Origin of the sequence: Pseudarthrobacter sp. NamE2 (assembly GCF_005796205.1) — a bacterium.
Classification (GTDB): Bacteria; Actinomycetota; Actinomycetes; order Actinomycetales; family Micrococcaceae; genus Arthrobacter.
This window is the reverse complement of sequence record NZ_VAHN01000010.1, coordinates 99,151-119,992: the sequence shown is the minus strand read 5'-3', so window position 1 is coordinate 119,992 and position 20,842 is coordinate 99,151. Positions and strand designations below refer to the sequence as shown.

Sequence of the window (20,842 nt, the reverse complement as noted above, 5' to 3'; positions counted from 1 at the left end):
CGTTGGCGGCAACCTTAGTGTGCAAAGTGATCCCATCCCCCGGTGTCCGCGGACCGGCCCGCAATCATGACGCCCGGGCCTTCATCGATTCCCAGTGCTTGTACCGAGCCTATCGCAGTGAATCCCGGAGGCAGCTGCACGCCGGAAGGGAATGTGGCCAGCAGGCCGTGGTCCTCGCCTCCGTCCAGCACCCAGCCGACTGCGTCCGCTCCCAGCAGCCCCGCGGCAGGCTGCAGGCCGGCTGCCAGCCGCGCCACCTGTTCCGGGTCGAGATGGACGGCGGCCTGGCTGGCCACTGCCAGCCTCCGGCTGTCCCGGACCAGTCCGTCAGAGACGTCGAGCATGGCGGTGGCGCCACCTGTCCTGGCGGCAGGACCCGCGGCAAGGGGCGGCCGGGGCCTGGACTGCAGGCCCAAAAAACGGAGTTGCTCCGTCGTGAGGGTGTCCACGCTGTGGGACGATTCGAGCAGCGCCAGGCCTGCGGCGGCATGTCCGGCGGTCCCTGCCAGTGCCAGGACGTCGCCCGGCCGGGCTCCGGAGCGGAGGACGGCGTTTCCACCGTCCAGCGTTCCCAGGACTGCGACGGTGACGGATATTTCGCGTCCCCTGCCGAGATCGCCTCCTGCCACTGAACAGCGGTCCGCCCCCAGTTCCCGGATGCCGGCCGTCAGTCCGTCCGCCAGGCCTTCAACCCAGCTGACCGGTGTGTCCGGTGGAAGGGTCAGGCTCACGACCATCGACGTGGCGGTTGCCCCCATGGCGTTGATGTCGCTGAGGTTTTGCGCCGCGGCCTTCCAGCCGACGTCGAAGCCGCTGGTGCAGTATCCGTTGGGCCAGTGGAGACGGAAGTCCTGGTCCTGGACCTGCGTATCAATGCTGATGACGGTCCTGCCGTCCGTTGCGGCCACCACGGCGGCGTCATCTCCCGGACCCAGGAGGGTGGCTTCGGAGTGACCGCTGCCCATCGAAAGCCGGGGAAAGATCCGGGCCAGCAGCTCGGCTTCGGAAAGCCCGGCAACAGCAAGCTGCTGCGCGGAACCCGTGCGGGCGTGGCCGCTGCTGTTTAAGGACGTTTCAGGCACGGCACTACGCTACAGCGCGGCGGCGACAATCGCGGGCGGGCCGGAAAACCTGTGCCCGTGTGGTGGGCGGCGGACGGCAGAGATTGGCCTTGCCGGGTCCATATTCGGGATGATGGGTTGATGCACCGTCCCCGGCTTTCCCTTCCTGCCCGTGCCGCCACTATGGCCCTGACCGGGGGCCTGGCCGCTGTTGTGGCCCTCACAGGCTGCTCGTCCGCCGTCGACGTTCCCGCAGCCGGTGACGCTGCCAATCCTGCATGCGCCCCAATGATGGTGTCTCTGCCGGACTCGATCGGGGAGGCCAAACTAAGGAAGACCAACAGTCAGGCCACCGCAGCGTGGGGCGATCCGTCCCTCGTCATCCTCCGCTGCGGCGTCAACGCCCCCGGGCCGACGACGGACCGCTGCGTGACGGTCAACGGTATCGACTGGGTGATCAAGGAGGGCGACCCTGTGTGGACCTTGACCACCTACGGGCGCGAACCGGCCACCGAGATCCTGATGGATCCGGACAAAATCAGTTCGGCGACCGTGCTCGCCGACCTCGCTGCCCCGGCCGGCGAGGTACCTGCCACGCGGGGCTGCGTGGGGCAGGAAGAGCTGCAGGACCTGCCGCAGAGCCAGTAGGTGGACGGGGCCCGGAGGGTGGGATTAACGGAGCCCGGTTTTCCTGTTCAACGCAAGGTAGATGAGCTCGTCGATCAGGTCCGGGTAGCTGAGCCCCGACGCGGCCCACATCTGCGGGTACATGCTCTTGGGCGTAAAGCCGGGCATCGTATTGATCTCGTTGATGATGATCTCGCCGTCGGGCGTGTAGAAAAAGTCCACACGGCTCAAACCCTCGGCACCGATGGCGTCGAACGCCGCGGCCGCCAGCTCCCTCACCCGGGCGATGGCTTCCTCGGGGATATCCGCAGGGCAGCTCAGCGCAACGGCGTTGTCCTCAACGTACTTTGCCTCAAAGTCATAGAACTCGTGGGTGCCGCCGGCAACGGAAATTTCACCGGGCATCGACGTGCGGGGCGCGTCGGTCCCCCGGCCCTCGAGGACTGCACACTCGATTTCGCGGCCCATGATTCCCGCTTCGATGACCAGCTTGAGGTCGTGCCGGCGCGCGGCTTCGATGGCAGCGTCCAGCTGTTCGAGGGAGTCAACCTTGGAGATGCCCATGGAAGAACCCGCCCTTGCCGGCTTGACGAAGACCGGGAAGCCAAGGCGGTCCACCTGCTTACGGACAGCTTCCGGGTCCTTGCGCCACTGCCGGTCGGTCACCGCGATGTAGGGGCCAACGTGCAGTCCGGCAGCTTCAAAGACCACTTTCATGAAGTGCTTGTCCATGCCGACCGCGGAGGCCAGCACTCCGGCCCCCACGTAGCGTGTGTCGGAAAGCTCCAGGAGCCCCTGGATGGTGCCGTCTTCACCGAACGGTCCATGCAGCAGCGGGAAGACCACGTCAACAGTCCCGAGTTCCTGCGGGACCTCGTTGGGCGCCGCCACGATCAGCTGGTGCTCTCCCCCTATTTCCGCCAGCGTGACGGTCTCGGCCGACGGCGCCACCTCGGGCAGCGACGACCCGGCAAGCGACCACTGGGAGGTGTCCGGGGACGCCAGGACCCACTGCCCGGATTTTGCGATCCCGATGGGGATGACGTCGTACTTGTCTTTGTTGATGGCGCCCAGCACTCCGGCCGCCGTTACGCAGCTGACGGCGTGTTCGCTCGAGCGTCCGCCGAAAAGCACCGCGACCCGGGGCTTGGACGGGTTCCCTGCGGTCTGGTTGTTCTGGGACATCGTCAGTAATCGCCTTCAGGTTTCAGTTCCCGGGACAACAGGACGGGCCCCAGTTGGTCAACGGACAGTTTGCCGGCCAGGACAGCCACCACCGCGGCGGTGATGGGCATGTCGACACCGAGCTTGCCGGCCAGTTCGTGCACGGCCTGGCCGGACTTGATGCCTTCGGCGGTCTGGGTCATCTTCTGTCCCACCTCGTCCAGCGTCAGGCCCTGGCCGAGCAGGCGGCCCGCGGTATGGTTCCGGGACAGCGACGACGAGCAGGTTGCCACCAGGTCCCCCAGGCCGGCAAGGCCTGCCATGGTCTTCGCGTCACCGCCGAGTGCCAGCGCAAGGCGCGAGGTTTCCGCAAGGCCCCTTGTGATGACGGAAGCCTTGGTGTTGTCCCCCATCTGCTTGCCCTCGCAGATGCCCACGGCCAGCGCGATGACGTTCTTGACGATGCCGCCGATTTCCACCCCCACCACGTCAGACGTTGTATAGGGCCGGAAGTAGGGTGCCGTGCAGCTCCTGGCGATCCAGCCCGCAACGGCGGAGTCGGAACAGGCAACCACGGAAGCGGTGGGTTCCTCGCGCGCAATTTCCATCGCCAGGTTCGGGCCGGAGACGACGGCGATCCGGTCCGCGGGCACCCCCAGTTCCTGGTTGATGACCTCGCTCATGCGGGAATCGGTGCCGAGTTCGAGGCCCTTCATCAGGGATACGACGACGGCCCCTGGTGCAATCAGGTCCTTCCATCCGCGCAGCTGGGGGCGCAGTGACTGGGCGGGTACTGCCAGGACAACAAGGTCCGCCCCCTCCAATGCCTCAGCCACATCGGTGGACGCCGTGATGCCGGCCGGAAGCGCGATGTCCTTGAGGTACTGCGAATTCCGGTGCCGGCCATTGATCTCATCCACCACTTCAGCACGGCGCCCCCACACCCGGATGCTCCGGGGGGAACCGGCCGCCGCGGCGGCATCGGCAAGGATTTTCGCAAACGTGGTTCCCCACGACCCCGCGCCGAGCACGGCTACGGAACGGGACGAGCCCGCCAGTTTGCCCTCCAAGGTCACTGTGCATCCGCCCCGTTGCCGGGCTGCTGCTGACCGCGCTCCACGAAACGCCCGTGCTTGGCCTGCTGCTGCCGGGTCGGATCCCAGCGCTCCGCAGGCGGCTGTTCGCCGCGGAGCTCCGCGAGGAGCGCCGTGATGGCATCCATAATTGCATCGGTGGCCGCCGTAAGGGTGGCCTTATCCAGGGGCCGGCCGGAGAAGGCGCTGAGATCCACCGGGTCGCCAACCACTACCCGGGACAATTTCCGCGGAAACAGGTGAAACTTTTTGCCGTAGCGCGGGAACACTTCGTGGGCGCCCCAGTGGGCAATGGGAACCACCGGGATCCCGCCTTCGAGGGCAAGCCTGGCGGCGCCCGTATGACCCTTCATCGGCCAAAGGTCCGGGTCCCGGGTGAGCGTTCCTTCGGGATAGATGATGATGGCCCCGCCCTCGGCGACAATCTCCTGGGCGACCTGCAGGGAGCGGTTGGCTCCCGCCGTCGAACGCTCCACCGGGACCTGCTTGGTGGCCCGCAGGAGCCAACCCAAACCAGGCACATTGAAGAGCCCGGATTTGGCGAGGAAGTGCGGAGCGCGCTTCCGGTTGTAGAGCATATGGCCCACCACCAGGGGGTCGATCTCGGTGCAGTGGTTGGGCGCGGCGATGAATCCGCCAGCGGGAAGCTTTTCGGTACCTTCCCACTTCTTACCCATCATGAGGTTCAGCAGCGGGCGGGCGATGGCTGCGATGAACATGAATGTGGCCCTGCTTTTGGCCGATTCCTTCACGGTCCGTCCCGTTACTTCGTGGTGGTGATGTCGAAATCGGCACCCAGCCCGGCGAGCTTTTCGGTGAAGCGCTCGTAGCCTCGGTTGATGATGTCGATGCCTGTCACACGGGAGGTTCCCGTGGCCGCAAGGGCGGCGATCAGGTGGCTGAACCCGCCGCGGAGGTCCGGCACGTCGATATCCGTTCCCTTCAGCTGGGTGGGACCGGAAATTACCGCCGAGTGGAGGAAGTTGCGTTGGCCGAACCGGCACGGGACACTGCCCAGGCATTCGCGGTGCACCTGGATGCTGGCACCCATCCTGATCAGGGCATCCGTGAAGCCGAAACGGTTCTCGTAAACCGTTTCGTGGACGATGGACACACCCTCCGCCTGGGTAAGCGCCACAATCAGCGGCTGCTGCCAGTCGGTCATGAAGCCGGGGTGCACGTCCGTTTCCAGGACCAGCGGGTTGAGCTTGCCGCCCGGGTGGTAGAAGCGGATGCCGTCCTCGCCGATGTCCATCCCGCCGCCAACCTTCCGGTAGGTGTTCAGGAAGGTCATCATGTCCCGCTGCGAGGCGCCTTCCACAAAGATGTCGCCGCGGGTGACCAGGGCAGCGGAGGCCCACGACGCCGATTCGTTCCGGTCCGCCAGTGCGCGGTGGTTGTAGCCGCCCAGGTCGCGGACGCCCTCGATCCGGATGGTCCGGTCGGTCTGGACGCTGATGATGGCGCCCATCTTCTGCAGCACGGCGATCAGGTCGATAATCTCGGGCTCGGTGGCCGCGCCGGACAGCTCCGTGATGCCCTCGGCGCGGGTGGCGCTGAGCAGCACCTGCTCGGTGGCACCCACGGAGGGGTAGGGCAGGGAAATTTTCGCACCGTGCAGCCCCCTGGGCGCTGAAATGTGGATCCCGCCCGGCCGCTTTTCAACGACGGCGCCAAACTGGCGCAGCACGTCCAGGTGGTAGTCGATGGGCCGGTCACCGATCTTGCAGCCGCCCAGGTCGGGGATGAAAGCTTCACCGATCGCGTGGATCAGGGGCCCGCACAGGAGAATGGGAATGCGTGAATCGCCGGCGTGGGCGTCAATCGCCGTGCTTGACGCCGTCTTGGCGTCGCTGGGATCGAGCGTGAGGTCGCCGGTTACCGGGTCCTTGGCCACTGTCACCCCGTGCAGCTGCAGGAGCGAGGTGACAACCTCCACGTCCTTGAGCTCAGGCACGTTCCGCAAAACCGAGGGTTCGTTGCCCAGCAACGCGGCCACCATCGCCTTGGGAACCAGATTCTTTGCCCCCCGGACGCTGACGCGGCCAGTAAGCGGGACTCCGCCGCGGATTGTCAGAACACTACTCATATACCGGTTTCCTCACGATTACTCGCCCCCATAATCCTTGCAAAGGCTCCAACCCAGCATAGGAGGTCGCGTTACCGAACCGAAATACGCGGGCCCCGCCAGCATGGTGTGGCGGCGCCCGCGTATCAGGGATTGCTGGCTGGGATTGGGCTAGGAAACCTTTGCCGGCAGGGTTTTCGGCTTGAAGGAGGGGCGGGTTGCCTCGTAGGCCGTGATGTCCGCCTCATGCTGCAGGGTGAGACCGATGTCGTCGAGTCCTTCCAGCAGGCGCCAGCGGGTGTAATCGTCGATGGCGAAGGGCGCAACGATGTTGCCGCACACCACGGTCTTGGATTCCAGGTCCACGGTAACCTCGGTGCCGGGGGCGTTCTCGAGTTCCTTCCAGATCAGTTCGATGTCGTCCTGCGCCACCTGGGCGGCCAGCAGTCCCTGCTTGCCGGAGTTGCCGCGGAAGATGTCGGCGAACCGGGAGGAGAGGACCGCCTTGAAGCCGTAGTCCTTGAGGGCCCAGACGGCGTGCTCCCTGGAGGAGCCGGTACCGAAGTCCGGGCCGGCCACAAGGACCGATCCTGCCCGGAAGGGCTCCTGGTTGAGGATGAAGGTAGGATCCTTCCGCCAGGCGGAGAACAGCGCGTCCTCGAAGCCGGTGCGGGTGATCCGCTTGAGGTAGACCGCCGGGATGATCTGGTCCGTGTCAACGTTGCTCTGGCGCAGCGGGACGCCAATGCCGGTGTGCTTGGTGAACTTTTCCATGGGTCTGTCCTAGGCTGCGTCGTTGGTGGGGATGGCGGTTCCGGCGGGTTCAGCCACCGGCTCGGGGGCGGGGCCGAGGTCCGACGGCGAGCTGAGCGTGCCGCGCACGGCCGTCGCTGCCGCCACTACCGGGGACACCAGGTGGGTGCGTCCGCCCTTGCCCTGGCGCCCTTCGAAGTTGCGGTTGGAGGTGGAGGCGCAGCGCTCCCCCGGCTCCAGCTGGTCCGGGTTCATACCCAGGCACATGGAGCAGCCGGCGAACCGCCATTCGGCGCCGAAGTCCTTGAACACCCGGTCCAGGCCCTCGGCCTCGGCCTCCAGGCGGACCCGCGCGGAGCCCGGCACCACCAGCATGCGGACTTTGGGGTCCTTTTCCCGGCCGCGGATGATGTCGGCGGCAGCGCGGAGGTCCTCGATCCGGGAGTTGGTGCAGGAACCCAGGAAGACGGTGTCCACGCGGATGCCCTTCATGGGGGTGCCGGCCTCGAGCCCCATGTACTGCAGGGCACGCTCGGCGGCTGCCTTGGCGTTCTCATCGCCGAAGTCCTCCGGGGACGGGACGGACTCGGACAGCGACACGCCCTGCCCGGGGTTTGTGCCCCAGGTGACGAACGGCTCCAGCGTGTCGGCATCCAGGTCCACCTGGGCATCGAAGGTGGCGTCGTCGTCGGTCTTCAGCGTGTTCCAGTACTCGACGGCGGCGTCCCAGTCCGCGCCTTCGGGGGCGTGCGGGCGGCCCAACATGTACGCGTACGTGGTCTCATCCGGTGCCACCATGCCGGCACGCGCACCGGCTTCGATGGACATGTTGCAGATGGTCATCCGGGCATCCATGGACAGGGCGCGGATCGCCGAACCGCGGTATTCCAGGACGTATCCCTGCCCGCCGCCGGTGCCGATCTTGGCGATGACGGCCAGGATGATGTCCTTGGCGGTCACGCCGGCGCGCAGGGTCCCTTCGACGTTGATGGCCATGGTCTTGAACGGCTTCAGGGACAGCGTCTGGGTGGCCATGACGTGTTCCACCTCGGAGGTTCCGATGCCCATCGCCAGCGCACCGAACGCCCCGTGGGTGGAGGTGTGCGAGTCGCCGCACACCACTGTCATGCCCGGCTGGGTAAGTCCAAGCTGCGGACCCACAACATGCACAATGCCCTGTTCGGCGTCGCCCAGGCTGTGCAGGCGGACGCCAAACTCGGCGCAGTTGTTGCGCAGGGTCTGGATCTGCGTGCGGCTGGTGAGGTCGGCGATAGGCTTGTCGATGTCCAGCGTCGGAGTGTTGTGGTCCTCCGTGGCAATCGTCAGGTCCGGCCGGCGGAGCTTGCGACCGGCAAGGCGCAGGCCTTCGAATGCCTGCGGGGACGTCACTTCGTGGACCAGGTGAAGGTCGATGTAGAGAAGGTCAGGCTGGGCATCGGCTCCGGCACCGTCGCCTTTGCGCACCACGTGCGCGTCCCAGACTTTCTCGGCCAACGTCTTACCCATGGCCATCTCCCTTCACTGCTGTTTGGCTGATGAATCCAACTGAATCAGGACGGCTTACACTGCGCCAGCCGAAAGATTTGCATCTCAGATACTGAGACGGCAATATCATTACATGGACAATTCTAGTGGAGTCGGTGTCATTGATAAAGCTGCCCAGGTGCTTGATGCACTCGAGGCCGGCCCCACGACCCTTGCGCAGCTGGTGGCGGCAACCGGGCTCGCGCGGCCCACTGTCCACCGCCTCGCGCTGGCCCTTGTCCACCACCGCCTGGTCAGCCGGGATATCCAGGGACGCTTTGTCCTGGGCAGCCGCCTCGTGGAGCTGGCATCGGCGGCCGGCGAGGACCGCCTTATTGCCTCCGCAGGGCCGGTCCTGATGCAGCTGCGCGATGCCACCGGTGAGAGCGCCCAGATCTTCCGCCGCCAGGGTGACTGGCGCGTCTGCGTGGCCTCGGCCGAGCGTCCCATCGGCCTGCGCGACACCATTCCAGTGGGCACGCAGCTCTCCATGAAAGCCGGTTCCGCGGCCCAGGTGCTCCTCGCGTGGGAGGACCACGACCGCCTGCTGGAGGGACTGCAGTCCGCCCGCTTCACACCCACCGTCCTGGCAGGCGTACGACGGCGGGGCTGGGGCCAGAGCCTCGGCGAACGCGAGCCGGGGGTCGCCTCCGTCTCTGCACCTGTGCGGGGGCCTTCCGGCCGCGTCATCGCCGCGGTGTCCATTTCCGGCCCTATCGAGCGGCTTACGCGGCAGCCGGGCAGGCTGCACGCGGAAGTGGTGTGCAACGCCGGCCGGATCCTCACCGAGGCGCTGCGCAAGAACAACGACTGACGCGTCCCTCCTTTCAGGCTGAAGGATGGCAGCCCGAAGCAGGCCTGGCTACCCCGCCGCTTTCCTGAGTGCCGTGTTGAAGGCGGCCAGCCTGCTGACTTCCACCTCCACGGGTTCGACGATGAGTTTCCCGGCCACGAAGGCGACAGCAGTGTGCAGGCGCTTGCGTGCCCGCCTGGCCCGTGCACCGGCCGCCCCGGCGGCAATGAAACGGCCTGTCAGTGCGAGGACGATACCCAGCACCACACCCAACAGGAGCATCAGCGTGGGCACCGGCCAGCCTTCCACGCGCGGCACCTCCGGCACCGGCATCTGGAAGTATCCCAGCCCCGCCAGCACGCCCAGCCAGCCCAGCCCTCCCAGCACCGTCAGCAGTGCCAGCCACTGCACCACATTGAACAGGCCCCACCACCACGACTTGCGGTTCGCACCCAGATCCGCCCCGGCAATGGCCTGGTCCAGGGCATCGGGCAGCCGTTCCCGGCCTTCCCGGGCAGCGCTCCTGATAGCAGCACGCCATGGTCCCGGCGCTCCCGCACTGGCGGCATCGGCAAAGGCACGCACGGCTGCGTCCGTCCGGGCCCGCTCGGGTGCACCGGCAACCGGCAGGGAGGTGCGGTTCAACTCCGCGGAAGCATCACTGCGAAGATTCAGGCGGCGCAGGGGGTCGGGGCGGAACCGGGCAAGCCACCGGGTGACGGGCCAGCCGGTGCGGCGCAGCGACTCGAGCCGGTAGGACCGGGACACGGCGCGGACCACCACGGGCACGTTCGCCGCCACTGCGAGTTCATCGGCCAGGCGGTCCTTTGTTGCCGGCCGGACCCCAGCAGCGTCCCCCTCCCCCGAAGCAGCGTGAAGATCCGCCGTGGCCTTGGTGATGTCCGCAGCCAGCCGCTGCGACTGCGCCTTTCGCTGCAGGGCAACCCGGCGTATGTCGGCCCGGAGCGCGTCGATACCGGCACCGGTCACCGCTGACGTGGCCAGCACGCGGACCTTGCCGAGGCCGTCGCGCGAGAGGATGTCCCGCAGGGATTCAAGGACCGGGGCAACGTCGCGTTCCGGGAGCCGGTCCGCCTGGTTGAGGACCACCAGTGTGACGGCCCCATGGGATGCCAGCGGGGCGAGGAATCCGTTGTGGACAGCAGCGTCCGCGTATTTCTGCGGATCCAGGACCCACACCATGACATCAACGAGGCCGACCATCCGCTGGACCACCTTGCGGTTGGCTTCCCTGGTGGAGTCGAAATCAGGCAGGTCCAGCAGGATCAGCCCGGTGTCCTCGTCGGCAAAGCCGTCCACGGGAGCGGCGTGGTGCCGGCTGCGCACGTCCAGCCAGTCGAGGAGGGGCTCACTGCCGTCCACTCCCCATACCCCTGCCAACGGTTCCGATGTTGTGGGACGGCGCGCTGCCGCCGTCGCAATCTCCGCTCCGCTGACGGCGTTGAAAAGCGACGACTTTCCGCTGCCGGTGGCGCCAAAGAAGCCCACCACTGTGTGGTCTGCGGACAGGGAACGGCGCGAGCTGGCGCGTTCAAGGACGCGCACAACGTCCTCGAGTGCCTCGTCCGGAAGGACGCCGTCCCCGAGTTCCCGGGCATCGTTGAGCGCCTGCAGCCGGCCGTCCAGCCGGGAGGACTCCCGGCTTCCGCTGTGCCGGCTCACGCGCTGCCCGCCAGCCGGGCAAGGGCATCGGCATGCGCGGTGAGGGCGCTGTCCGCGATGTCCTGCCTGTCCGGCAGCCGGGACAGGAACTTTTGCTGCTCTTCATCGAGCAGCCGCCGGCAGCGGACCGCGAGGTCTTCACGTGCTTTCTCAGCCATGCGCCGGACCGCATCCTCGCCGAAGACCGCTTCGAGCAGGCGCTGGCCGACGACGGCGGTCCCGCCGGCGACGCCGATCTCCAGGCCGGTCAGTCCCGCAGTCATCGAGAACACCACAATCATCAGCGCAGCTCCCAGGCCGTTGATGCCGAAGGAGAGCCAGCGCGCCTGCGTCCGCTTACCCTGGCCCTCAGTGCGGATGAGCTCCATGAGCGCCTCCTGCCAGGCCCGGATTTCCGCCGCCGCCCGGTCGGCGAAGCCGGCGGAAGCACCGGACAGGTCGTCTGTGCCCAGCAGCCGGCGGCCGGCGGGGTCGGCCCGCCAGCGCTGGTCCGTCTCCTCGGCGGCATTGGCGGCCTCGTCCAGGATCACGGCCTGCAAACCGGTTTCGATGGCCGCCTCCACGCGGACCGCGGGCGGCGGTTCACCCCGGAAGAAAGCCCCAAGCCGGTCCCGGAAGCGTCCCACGTTCTGTTCCAGGCTCCGGAAGAACTCGCCGGTGCCAACGAAGTCCTGCCAGCGCGCCAGCACTTCGCCGCGCAGGAGCGCTCCGTCCCGTGTAGCCTCCATGATGCGTCCGGCGGCATCCCCGTAGGCCGAGACGGCCCCGGCTTCAAGGCCGGCAGCTGCGCGCTGCTGTTCGCGGGCCGCCTGGGCGATCCGGGAGACCCGTTCTGCCAGGGCGCGGACGGCCCCGTTCAACGTCCGGCGGGCCACGTCCGAACGGCCGGCGGTATCGGCAGCGAGGTCCTCCAGCCACACCCGCAGCGGGCGGACCATCCCCTCTGGCAGCATGCCCATGGGATCCAGTGTCGTCTCGGGGATGATGAACAGTTGCGCGCCGCCCAGGCCTTCCCTGTTGAGGAGGGCCCGCAGGTCTTCGCTGACCTCCGCCTCCGCGCCCGGCGGCACCCGGTCCAGCACCACGGCCACCATGATGTCCCGGGCGGCGGCGTTCAGCAGCAGCTTCCAGGGGACTGCGTCGGCGTACCGGTTGGCCGTGGTGACGAAAATCCACAAGTCCGCGGCGGCCAGCAGCTGCCCGGCAAGCTTCCGGTTTTCATCGGAGATGGAGTCGACATCGGGCGCGTCGAGGAGGGCAACACCGCCCGGCACGGCGGGGTCCGCAAGCAGCACCAGCGAGGACATGGCGCCAACATCCGGTTCGGCACCGGCGCGGCTGGACGGGACATTGCCGCCGGCGAGGACGCCGCGGATCCGGCTGAGGCCGGGAAGGACGCGCTGGCCCTCGAACCACGCCGCTTCGGACGGGTTGTGCAGCAGGATGGGCTGGCGGGTGGTGGGGCGGATGGCGCCGGCACGGGTGACGGGATGGCCAACGAGCGCGTTGACGAGGGTGGACTTGCCGGCGCCGGTGGAACCTCCGACGACGGCGAGGAGCGGGGCGTCCAGGCTCCGGTACCTCGGCAGGATGTAGTCATCAAGCTGGCGCACTGCGCTGGCTGCCTCGAGCCGGGCATGCTCCGCATCCGGCAGTGCCAGCGGCAAGGTCACGTCCGCAAGACCGTCCCGCACACCCTCAAGCAGCGCCACGGCGCCCGCGGCAGGCTCCGGCCGGGCGTGGTCATCGTGCTCGTTGCGGGAGGTCACAGGAACATCATGCCAGTTGGGAAGTCCATTCGCCGGAACCGCCGGTCCCGGGAACACAAAATGGCCCCGGGCTGATGCCCGGGACCATTCCTTGGTGACCCCAGCGGGATTCGAACCCGCGTTACCGCCGTGAGAGGGCGGCGTACTAGGCCGCTATACGATGGGGCCGTGTACTTCCTGCCAGCGTTTCCGCTGGTCAAGCTCAGTGATTGTTTCACACACCGTGCTTTGGTTTCAAATCGGCGGACCGTTTGGAACCGTTCTGTCCTGCTGCCGTATTGACCTGCAGACCAGAGCTGGGATACCAGGACTCGAACCTAGAATGACGGTACCAGAAACCGTAGTGTTGCCAATTACACCATATCCCAATGGCACTTTCGGGCGGGTTTTCAGGGCCTTCACCCTGCTCCGTGCCCCTCAGCACGAGAAATTACTCTACCCGAGACTTTCTGCCCGCACAAATCGGCCGGGTGTGATCTGGGTGACCAGCTGGTCCAGGGAAGCGACCATGGCGCCGTCGTACCCCTGTGCGGGCTCCCCTGTGCGGTTGAGCCAAACGCCCAGCAGGCCTGCCGCCGTCGAACCTTCCGCGTCCAGCAGCCGGTTGTCCCCCACGTACAGCGTTTCGGCCGCAGGGGTACCCAGGAGCCGGACGCCCTCAAGGTAAATCGCGGGATTGGGCTTGGGCACCCCAAGGGTGTCCGTGCCCACCAGGTGCGTCACCCGGTCCAGGCCGGCGCCGTCCAGCTTTGCCCGCTGGTAGTCGTGGACGTTGTTGCTGACCGCTCCGTAGGGGATGCCGGCGCTGTCCAGGGCGTCGAGCAGGGGCAGCACGTCCGGGAAGGGCTTGACGTATGCCGGCTGCCTTTGGATGTAGGCGCTGAGCCACTGGTGCGATTCCTCGCCGTCAGCCAGTTCCACGCCAAAGTGCCCAAGAGCCGCGCGGCCGCGGAGCAGCCGTTGTTCGTTGAACGTCAGCTCACCGGCCAGGTACTGGTCGTAGTAATGCGTGGTCTCATGGGTGAAGATGCGGCCGAACCGCTCCCACCCGGCCTTGTCCAAACCGGGCAGGAGATGTTCGCTGACCTCGCGCAGGGCGGTGGTCATCGAGTACTCGAGGTCCACCAGGGTGTCGTCGATGTCGAAGAGGACGCCCCGTACGGTGCCGAAAGGAGTTTCCAGGACGCCGCCGTGCGCCTTGCCGGGGGCAGTCATCAGCCGCGGAAGGTCCGGAGCCGGCGCAGGGAGGACTCCTTGCCCAGGATCACCATGGATTCGAACAGCGGGGGCGAGATCCGGCGGCCGGAAACTGCCGTGCGGACCGGGCCAAAGGCGAGGCGCGGCTTGATGCCAAGGTCCTCCACCAGTGCCTGCTTCAGCGCGGTCTGGATGTTCTCCGCGGTCCAGTCGTCCACCGGTTCGAGCGCCGCGATGGCAGCATCCAGGACCTCTTCCAGGTTCTGCGGCAGGCCCTTGCGGGCATCATCAGCGATGTCGATGGCGTCGTCGGCCTTGAACAGGAAGGCCAGCATCTCCGGGGCCTCGCCCAGCAGGGTGATGCGCTCCTGGATCAGCGGAGCCGCCTCCGTAAGGATCTCCTCCTCGCGGTCCGTAAGGATTTCGCCCACCAGGTCCGCAGCGCGCAGGTAGGGCGCCAGCCGCTCCCGGAAGTCCTCCGGAGAGAGCATCCGAACGTGCGTTCCGTTGATGGCCTCGGCTTTCTTCAAATCGAAGCGCGCAGGGTTGCCCAGGACGTCATGGATATCGAAGTGCTCCACAAGCTGGTCCACGGTGAAGATGTCCTCGTCCGCGCTCAGGGACCAGCCCAGCAGGGACAGGTAGTTGAGCAGGCCCTCCCGGATGAAGCCCCGCTCACGGTGCAGGAAGAGGCTCGACTCGGGATCGCGCTTGGAAAGCTTCTTGTTGCCCTGTCCCATGACGTAGGGCAGATGCCCGAACTCGGGCATGTACTTAGCCACGCCAACCGCGTGGAGCGCGCGGTACAGCGCAATCTGCCGCGGGGTGGAGCTGAGCAGGTCCTCGCCGCGGAGGACGTGCGTAATCTCCATCAGCGCGTCGTCCACCGGGTTCACCAGGGTGTAAAGCGGTGCACCGTTGGCGCGCACCACGGCAAAGTCGGGGACCGACCCGGCGCGGAAAGTGATTTCGCCGCGTACCAGGTCGTTGAAAGTGATGTCCTCGTCCGGCATGCGGAGGCGGAGTACTGCCTCGCGGCCCTCGGCCTTGTACTGGGCGAGCTGTTCCTCGGTCAGGTGCCGGTCGAAGCCGTCATAGCCGAGCTTGGGGTCCCGCCCGGCCGCGCGGTGGCGGGTTTCGATCTCTTCCGGGGTGGAGTAGGACTCGTAGATGTACCCGCCGTCGCGCAGCCGCTTGATGACGTCCTGGTAGATGTCGCTCCGCTGTGACTGCCGGTATGGTTCGTGCGGCCCGCCGACCTCGACGCCCTCGTCCCAGTCGATGCCCAGCCACTTCAGTGCCTCCAGCAGCTGGTGGTAGCTCTCCTCGCTGTCCCGCGCCGCGTCGGTGTCCTCGATCCGGAACACCAGGGTGCCCTTGGTGTGCCGGGCGTACGCCCAGTTGAACAGGGCTGTCCTGACCAGCCCCACATGCGGGGTGCCGGTGGGCGAGGGGCAGAAGCGGACCCGGACCGGGGTATCGGCGGTCACGGGCGGGATGGCGGCAGCAGGCGGTACAGAAGCGGTAGTCATAGTGGCTTCAACTTTACCGCCTGCCCTGCCCCCTTCCCGGCCCGGTGGACCGGCTTAGCGGCGCACGACGGGGTTGGACAGCCGTCCGATCCCTTCGATCTCCACCTCGATGCGGTCGCCCGGGCTGACCAGGCCAACACCGGCGGGTGTTCCGGTCATGATCACGTCACCGGGGAGCAGGGTGAACGCCTGGGAGACCACGGACACGAGTTCCCGGACTCCCCTGATCATCTGGCTGGTGCTGCCGTCCTGCCGCAGTTCGCCATTCAGGCGGGCCTGGATCTGCAGGTCCTCGGGGTCAAGGTCCGTCTCGATCCACGGCCCCAGCGGAGCGGAGGTGTCAAAGCCCTTGGCGCGGGTCCACTGCAGGTCGGACTTCTGGACGTCCCGCGCGGTGAAATCGTTGCCGCAGGTGTAGCCGAAGATGACGTCATCCACACGGTCCTCCGGTACGTCCTTGCAGATCCGGCCGATTACCACGCACAGTTCCGCCTCGAAAGAGATCTCCTCGGAGAATTCCGGCAGGATCACCGGGTCACCGGGGCCCACGACGGCGGTATTGGGCTTCAGGAACAGGAGCGGCTGCGCGGGCACCTCGTTGCCCAGCTCGTGTGCGTGTTCCACGAAGTTGCGTCCCACGCCTACAACCTTGCTGCGGGGGATGATGGGCGCCAGCAACCGGACATCCTCCAGCTTGTGGCGGACGGAGGTGCGCTCCACTCCATTGAAGAAGGGGTCGCCGTGGATGACAGTGATTTCCTCACTGCCGGGCTCTCCTTCAACAACGCCGTACAGGGGATCAGAATCGACAACAAACCTGGCAATACGCATGGCCCCTACCCTACCGTTCCGCGCAGTGGCGGCCTGTCACCGGCCGGATGCCTGCCCGGCTTCCTTGCGCAGGTAATGGAGCTGGGCGGCGACGGACTGTTCGGCTGCCCGCCGGACGGAAGGTACGACGTCGGAATAGACGGCGTCTGCCACCTCACCGGCGGTTGCGTCCCGGCCCAGCCGGTCGAGAGCAGCACGGATCTGGTCCAGGCGGTCCTGCCGGTGCAGGCGGTAGTCCCTGGCGACGGCCTCGAGCGACGGCAGGACCGGACCGTGCGCGGGCAGGACTGTGGCCGGCCCCAACGCTTGGAGCCTTTCCAGTGTGGCGAGGTAGCTTCCCAGGGTGCCGTCGGGAAAGTCCAGCATGGTGGTGCCCCTGCCCAGGATGGTGTCCCCCGTCAGCACGGAGCCGTAAACGCCGTCACCGGGCAGGTGGAAGCACACGGAATCGGACGTGTGGCCCGGGCTTGCCAGCACAGTGATTTCCACTCCGGCAGCATGGATCACCTCGCCGTCCCGGAGCGGCTGCCCGCCGCCGTGGCAGTGGGCAGGGTCCGCCGCACGGACCGGCGCTCCCGTCAGTTCCTGCAGCCGGGCGGACCCCGCGGTGTGGTCGGCGTGGCGGTGGGTGACGAGGATCAGTTCAACGTCTCCGGAGTCCGCCAGTGCCCGCAGGTGGGGTTCCTCGAGCGGGCCGGGGTCCACCACCGCCACCGAGGGAGTCCCGGGGGCCTGCAGCACGTAGGAGTTGGTCCCGTCCAGGCTCATGGGCCCGGGGTTGGGGGCAAGGATGAACCGGGTCAGGCCGGAACTGCGCTGGAGCAAGGGTGCGGGCGGTATGGCACTCAGGCCAGGCGGGTCAGCCAGCCGTGGGTGTCCGGCACCGTTCCGGTCTGGATGCCCAGCAGCTTCTCGCGGATGGCCATGGTGGTCTCCCCTGCTTTGGCGTCCTCGGAGCCGATGAATTCGGTGGCGTCCTTCAGCACCCCGATGGGGGTGATGACCGCGGCGGTGCCGCAGGCGAAGACTTCGGTGATTTCGCCGGAGGCCACGCCCTCGCGCCACTCGTCAAGGGTGATCTTGCGCTCGGCCACCTCCCGGCCCATGTCCTTGGCCACCTGGATGACGGACATCCGGGTGATGCCTTCCAGGATGGTCCCGGTCAGCGCGGGGGTGACGAGCGAACCGTCCTTCATCACGAAGAACACGTTCATGCCGCCGAGTTCTTCCACAGCATCGTCATTGAAGTGGTCCAGGAACAGCACCTGCTTGCAGCCGTTGGCCTCGGCCTCCTGCTGCGCGATGAGCGAAGCGGCGTAGTTTCCGCCGCACTTGGCGTCACCGGTACCGCCACGGCCTGCCCGAGCGTATTGCCGGGAAATCCAAATGGAAACCGGCTTGAGTTCGCCGCCGAAATAGTTGCCCGCCGGCGAGGCGATCACGCGGAACGAGACCTCGCGGGCGGCACGGACGCCCAGGAAGGCCTCCGTGGCGATCATGAACGGCCGCAGGTAGAGGGCCTCGCCGTCCCCGGACGGCACCCATTCCCTGTCGGCTGCAACGAGCTCGCGGATGGCTCCCAGGAAGTATTCGGCCGGGAGCTCCGGCAGGGCCAGCCTGCGTGCGGATTTGTTGAGGCGGGCGGCGTTGGCTTCGGGACGGAAGGTCCACACCGAACCGTCAGCGTGCCGGTATGCCTTGAGCCCTTCGAAAATTTCCTGGCCGTAGTGGAACACTGCCGCGGAGGGGTCCAGGGTGATCGGGCCATAGGCCTCAATCCGGGGATTGTGCCAGCCGCCGTTGCCGTCCGCATCAACGCTGTAGTCCACGATGGCGGTGTGGTCGGTGAAGTGGTTGCCGAATCCCGGGTTCGCCAGGATGGCTGCACGCTCTTCAGCAGATTTCGGGTTGGCCGAAAGGTGCTGGTTGAATTCGACGCCGTGGGCAGTCTGGGTCATGGTTCCTCCACGATCGGCCACCCCGGGTTCAGCGCTGAACGGCAGGGCAGCATTTGGTAATTCGAGACAAGCTTACGCCCGATGCCGGCAGGCCCGGCGCTACAGGCCTGCTGCGATGGCGTCGCCGACGGCACTGGTGCTGCGTGCGCCGCCGTCGCGCTTTTCCACGTCGGCCACCACTGCCGCTTCAATCCGATTGGCCGCCCGGGTGTAGCCCAAGTGGTCCAGCAGCAGCGCCGCGGAGAGGATGGCTGCCGTGGGGTCTGCCTTGCCCTGGCCGGCGATGTCCGGGGCGGAGCCATGGACCGGTTCGAACATTGATGGCGCGGTCCGGTCCATGTTGATGTTTCCGGACGCCGCCAGGCCGATGCCGCCGGTGACTGCCGCGGCGAGGTCGGTCAGGATGTCGCCGAAGAGGTTGTCCGTGACGATCACGTCGAAGCGGGACGGATCGGTGACCATGAAGATGGTGGCCGCGTCCACGTGCAGGTAGTCGTGGGTGACCTCGGGGAATTCCTTGGCAACGGCTTCGACCGTGCGCTTCCACAAATGGCCGGCGTAGACCAGGACGTTGTGCTTGTGGACCAGGGTCACGTGCTTGCGTTCGCGTGTGCTGGCACGGCGGAAGGCATCGCGCACCACACGCTCCACACCGTGGGCGGTGTTCAGCGAGACTTCCGTGGCCACCTCGTGCGGAGTGCCGGCACGGAGGCTGCCGCCGTTGCCCACATAGGGTCCTTCGGTTCCTTCCCGCACCACAATGAAGTCGATGCTGCCCGGATTGGCCAGCGGGCTGCCCACCGTCCCGTAAAGCCGGGACGGCCGCAAATTTACGTAGTGGTCCAGGCTGAACCGCAGTTTCAGGAGCATTTCGCGCTCGATGATCCCGGACGGGATACGGGTGTCACCCGGCGCCGCGCCCACCGCACCGAAGAGGATGGCATCGCGGGTGCGCAGGTCCGCCAGGACTTCGTCCGGGAGGGTTTCACCGGTTTCGAGCCAGTGCTCGGCTCCGAGCTTGTAGTGCGTCTGCTTGAGCTCCACGCCTTCAGCGGCCACGGCCTTTTCCAGTACTTTGACTGCCTCGGCGATGACCTCAGGGCCAATGCCGTCGCCGGGAATTACTGCAAGATCGATGGAGGATGCGCTCATGCTTTCAGGGTAGCCAAGTCATCCATATGGCGGTCAACGCGTCTCAAATCTTGAACAAGAGCGCCCTGCGCCTACACCTCTGCCGGCTCCTCATACCTGGGGAAGACAGGGGTGGGTGCGGGCAGGGCCGTACCGGCGGCGATCGGCGTCGCGATGGCCTGGAACTGCCGCGCATCCCCCTCGGCCTGGCCCAGCGCCTCCAGCAGCCTGGCCGCGGCATTGGGCATGACCGGCTGGGCGAGGATGGTGACGATCCGCAGCACTTCCAGCGTCACGTAGAGCACGGTGTTCATGCGTTCGACGTCGGTCTTCCGCAGGACCCACGGGGCCTGCTCGGCAAAGTAGGCGTTGGTGTCACCCAGGACGCCCCAGATGGCTTCGAGGGCACGGCTGAATTCCTGCTTGTCGAAGGCCGCCCGGGCGGCTTCGAGGAGTCCCCTGGCCTGCTCAAGGATTGCGGTGTCCGCGGCAGTGAATTCGCCCGGGACGGGAACGGCGCCGGCGCAGTTCTTGGCAACCATCGAGAGGGAGCGCTGGGCCAGGTTCCCAAAGTTGTTGGCGAGGTCGGAGTTCATCCGCCCCACGATCGCCTCATGGTTGTAGCTTCCGTCGGCACCGAAGGGAACCTCACGGAGGAAGAAGAACCTCACCTGGTCCAGGCCGTACTGTTCAACGAAGTCGGCCGGAGCCACCACGTTGCCCAGCGACTTGGACATCTTGACGCCGTTGTTGTGCAGGAAGCCGTGGATCATGACCCGCTTGGGCAGTTCCAGTCCGGCACTCATCAGGAACGCCGGCCAGTAGATGGCGTGGAACCTCGAGATGTCCTTGCCGATGATATGCACGTCGGCGGGCCAGAACTTCCGGAACTTCTCCGAATCGATGTCCGGGTACCCAACACCGGTCAGGTAGTTGGTCAGCGCGTCCACCCACACGTACATCACGTGCTTGTCGTTGCCGGGAACGGGCACTCCCCAGTCGAAGGTGGTGCGGCTGATCGAAAGGTCCTCCAGCCCGCGCCGGACAAAGCTGATGACCTCGTTGAACCGTGACTGCGGTGCCCCGAACTCGGGCTGCGCCTCGTAAAGGGCCAGCAGCTTGTCCTGGTAGGCGGACAGCCTGAAGAAGTAGCTCTCCTCGGCCGTCCAGGTCACTTCGGTGTCCGTCTCTTTCGAGTACCGCACGCCGTCGTCCTTGACCACGGTGTCGTCCTCGCCGTAGAAAGCCTCGTCCCGGACGGAGTACCAGCCCTCGTACTTGGACAGGTAGATGTCGCCGTTCGCTTCCATCTTCTTCCAGATGGCCTGCGATGCCGCGTAATGGTCCGCGTCCGTGGTCCGGATGAAGCGGTCGTAGCTGATCCCCAGGGCCGCGTGCGTCGCCTTGTAGATCTCCGCATTCCGGTCCACCAGTTCCTTGGGGCTGATGCCCTCCTTCTCAGCCGTCTGGGCGATCTTCATCCCGTGCTCATCGGTGCCGGTCAGGAACATCACGTCATAGCCGTCCAGGCGCTTGAAGCGGGCCATGGCATCGGTGGCAATGTACTCGTAGGCGTGGCCGATGTGCGGTACGCCGTTGGGGTAGGTGATGGCCGTGGTGAGGTAGAACGGCGTTTTCTCTGAAGCAGTCACGGGCG

Annotated in this window: 18 protein-coding genes and 2 tRNA genes; 2 read left to right on the top strand and 18 right to left on the bottom strand. The window is 66.6% G+C overall.

All coding sequences use genetic code 11. The features are described 5' to 3' along the window. Positions 1 to 14 precede the first annotated feature (14 nt). Complete coding sequence (thiL, locus tag FDW83_RS13120; protein ID WP_240720979.1) at positions 15 to 965, bottom strand: thiamine-phosphate kinase; 951 nt, start codon at positions 963 to 965, stop codon at positions 15 to 17. A gap of 237 nt (positions 966 to 1,202) precedes the next feature. Here thiL and FDW83_RS13115 point away from each other — a divergent pair, with 237 nt between their 5' ends. Then, positions 1,203 to 1,709 carry a DUF3515 family protein gene (locus FDW83_RS13115; RefSeq protein WP_138138535.1) on the top strand — a complete coding sequence of 169 codons (507 nt, stop codon included), beginning with the start codon at positions 1,203 to 1,205 and terminating at the stop codon, positions 1,707 to 1,709. 24 nt (positions 1,710 to 1,733) lie between these two features. Here FDW83_RS13115 and FDW83_RS13110 read toward each other — a convergent pair whose 3' ends face one another. From FDW83_RS13110 to leuC, 6 genes are all read right to left on the bottom strand, one after another. Next, the gene (locus FDW83_RS13110; RefSeq protein ID WP_138138534.1) at positions 1,734 to 2,873 is read right to left on the bottom strand and encodes a D-alanine--D-alanine ligase family protein; all 1,140 of its coding nucleotides are present in this window, start codon (positions 2,871 to 2,873) and stop codon (positions 1,734 to 1,736) included. A 2-nt stretch (positions 2,874 to 2,875) separates the two neighbouring features. Next, complete coding sequence (locus FDW83_RS13105) at positions 2,876 to 3,928, bottom strand: NAD(P)H-dependent glycerol-3-phosphate dehydrogenase (protein WP_138138533.1); 1,053 nt, start codon at positions 3,926 to 3,928, stop codon at positions 2,876 to 2,878. Next, on the bottom strand, positions 3,925 to 4,698 hold the full coding sequence (locus tag FDW83_RS13100; protein ID WP_138138532.1) for a 1-acyl-sn-glycerol-3-phosphate acyltransferase: 774 nt from the start codon (positions 4,696 to 4,698) through the stop codon (positions 3,925 to 3,927). Before FDW83_RS13100 ends, FDW83_RS13105 begins: the two co-directional genes overlap by 4 nt. A gap of 11 nt (positions 4,699 to 4,709) precedes the next feature. Continuing rightward, entirely contained in the window at positions 4,710 to 6,035 is a 1,326-nt protein-coding gene (gene murA, locus FDW83_RS13095; RefSeq protein ID WP_138138531.1) for a UDP-N-acetylglucosamine 1-carboxyvinyltransferase, read from the bottom strand. Between the two features lie 150 nt (positions 6,036 to 6,185). Continuing rightward, positions 6,186 to 6,788: a 3-isopropylmalate dehydratase small subunit gene (gene leuD / locus FDW83_RS13090; RefSeq protein ID WP_138138530.1), complete on the bottom strand. Its 603-nt coding sequence runs from the start codon at positions 6,786 to 6,788 to the stop codon at positions 6,186 to 6,188. A gap of 9 nt (positions 6,789 to 6,797) precedes the next feature. Then, positions 6,798 to 8,273, bottom strand: a complete 1,476-nt coding sequence (leuC, locus tag FDW83_RS13085; protein ID WP_138138529.1) for a 3-isopropylmalate dehydratase large subunit — start codon at positions 8,271 to 8,273, stop codon at positions 6,798 to 6,800. A 112-nt stretch (positions 8,274 to 8,385) separates the two neighbouring features. Here leuC and FDW83_RS13080 point away from each other — a divergent pair, with 112 nt between their 5' ends. Next, a complete protein-coding gene (locus tag FDW83_RS13080; protein ID WP_009356552.1) occupies positions 8,386 to 9,105 on the top strand; it encodes an IclR family transcriptional regulator in 720 nt (239 codons plus the stop codon). 48 nt (positions 9,106 to 9,153) lie between these two features. Here FDW83_RS13080 and FDW83_RS13075 read toward each other — a convergent pair whose 3' ends face one another. From FDW83_RS13075 to metG, 11 genes are all read right to left on the bottom strand, one after another. Beyond that, entirely contained in the window at positions 9,154 to 10,767 is a 1,614-nt protein-coding gene (locus tag FDW83_RS13075; protein ID WP_138138528.1) for a GTPase, read from the bottom strand. Then, positions 10,764 to 12,536, bottom strand: coding sequence for a dynamin family protein (locus tag FDW83_RS13070; protein WP_138138527.1), 1,773 nt, complete (start codon positions 12,534 to 12,536; stop codon positions 10,764 to 10,766). The genes FDW83_RS13075 and FDW83_RS13070 overlap by 4 nt, the downstream gene beginning before the upstream one ends. 92 nt (positions 12,537 to 12,628) lie before the next feature. Continuing rightward, positions 12,629 to 12,704, bottom strand: a tRNA-Glu gene (locus FDW83_RS13065). A gap of 128 nt (positions 12,705 to 12,832) precedes the next feature. Then, positions 12,833 to 12,904 (bottom strand) — tRNA-Gln (locus FDW83_RS13060). A gap of 67 nt (positions 12,905 to 12,971) precedes the next feature. Beyond that, positions 12,972 to 13,751: an HAD family hydrolase gene (locus FDW83_RS13055; RefSeq protein ID WP_138138526.1), complete on the bottom strand. Its 780-nt coding sequence runs from the start codon at positions 13,749 to 13,751 to the stop codon at positions 12,972 to 12,974. After that, complete coding sequence (gene gltX / locus FDW83_RS13050; RefSeq protein WP_138138525.1) at positions 13,751 to 15,265, bottom strand: glutamate--tRNA ligase; 1,515 nt, start codon at positions 15,263 to 15,265, stop codon at positions 13,751 to 13,753. Before gltX ends, FDW83_RS13055 begins: the two co-directional genes overlap by 1 nt. Positions 15,266 to 15,319: 54 nt before the next feature. Beyond that, positions 15,320 to 16,096: a fumarylacetoacetate hydrolase family protein gene (locus FDW83_RS13045; protein WP_138138524.1), complete on the bottom strand. Its 777-nt coding sequence runs from the start codon at positions 16,094 to 16,096 to the stop codon at positions 15,320 to 15,322. A 36-nt stretch (positions 16,097 to 16,132) separates the two neighbouring features. Beyond that, positions 16,133 to 16,864: an MBL fold metallo-hydrolase gene (locus FDW83_RS13040; protein WP_171027556.1), complete on the bottom strand. Its 732-nt coding sequence runs from the start codon at positions 16,862 to 16,864 to the stop codon at positions 16,133 to 16,135. A 77-nt stretch (positions 16,865 to 16,941) separates the two neighbouring features. Beyond that, positions 16,942 to 18,054: a branched-chain amino acid aminotransferase gene (locus FDW83_RS13035; protein WP_138138523.1), complete on the bottom strand. Its 1,113-nt coding sequence runs from the start codon at positions 18,052 to 18,054 to the stop codon at positions 16,942 to 16,944. A 99-nt stretch (positions 18,055 to 18,153) separates the two neighbouring features. Beyond that, positions 18,154 to 19,206, bottom strand: a complete 1,053-nt coding sequence (locus FDW83_RS13030; RefSeq protein ID WP_138138522.1) for a 3-isopropylmalate dehydrogenase — start codon at positions 19,204 to 19,206, stop codon at positions 18,154 to 18,156. 71 nt (positions 19,207 to 19,277) lie between these two features. Then, a complete protein-coding gene (metG, locus tag FDW83_RS13025; protein WP_138138521.1) occupies positions 19,278 to 20,837 on the bottom strand; it encodes a methionine--tRNA ligase in 1,560 nt (519 codons plus the stop codon). Positions 20,838 to 20,842: the final 5 nt, after the last annotated feature.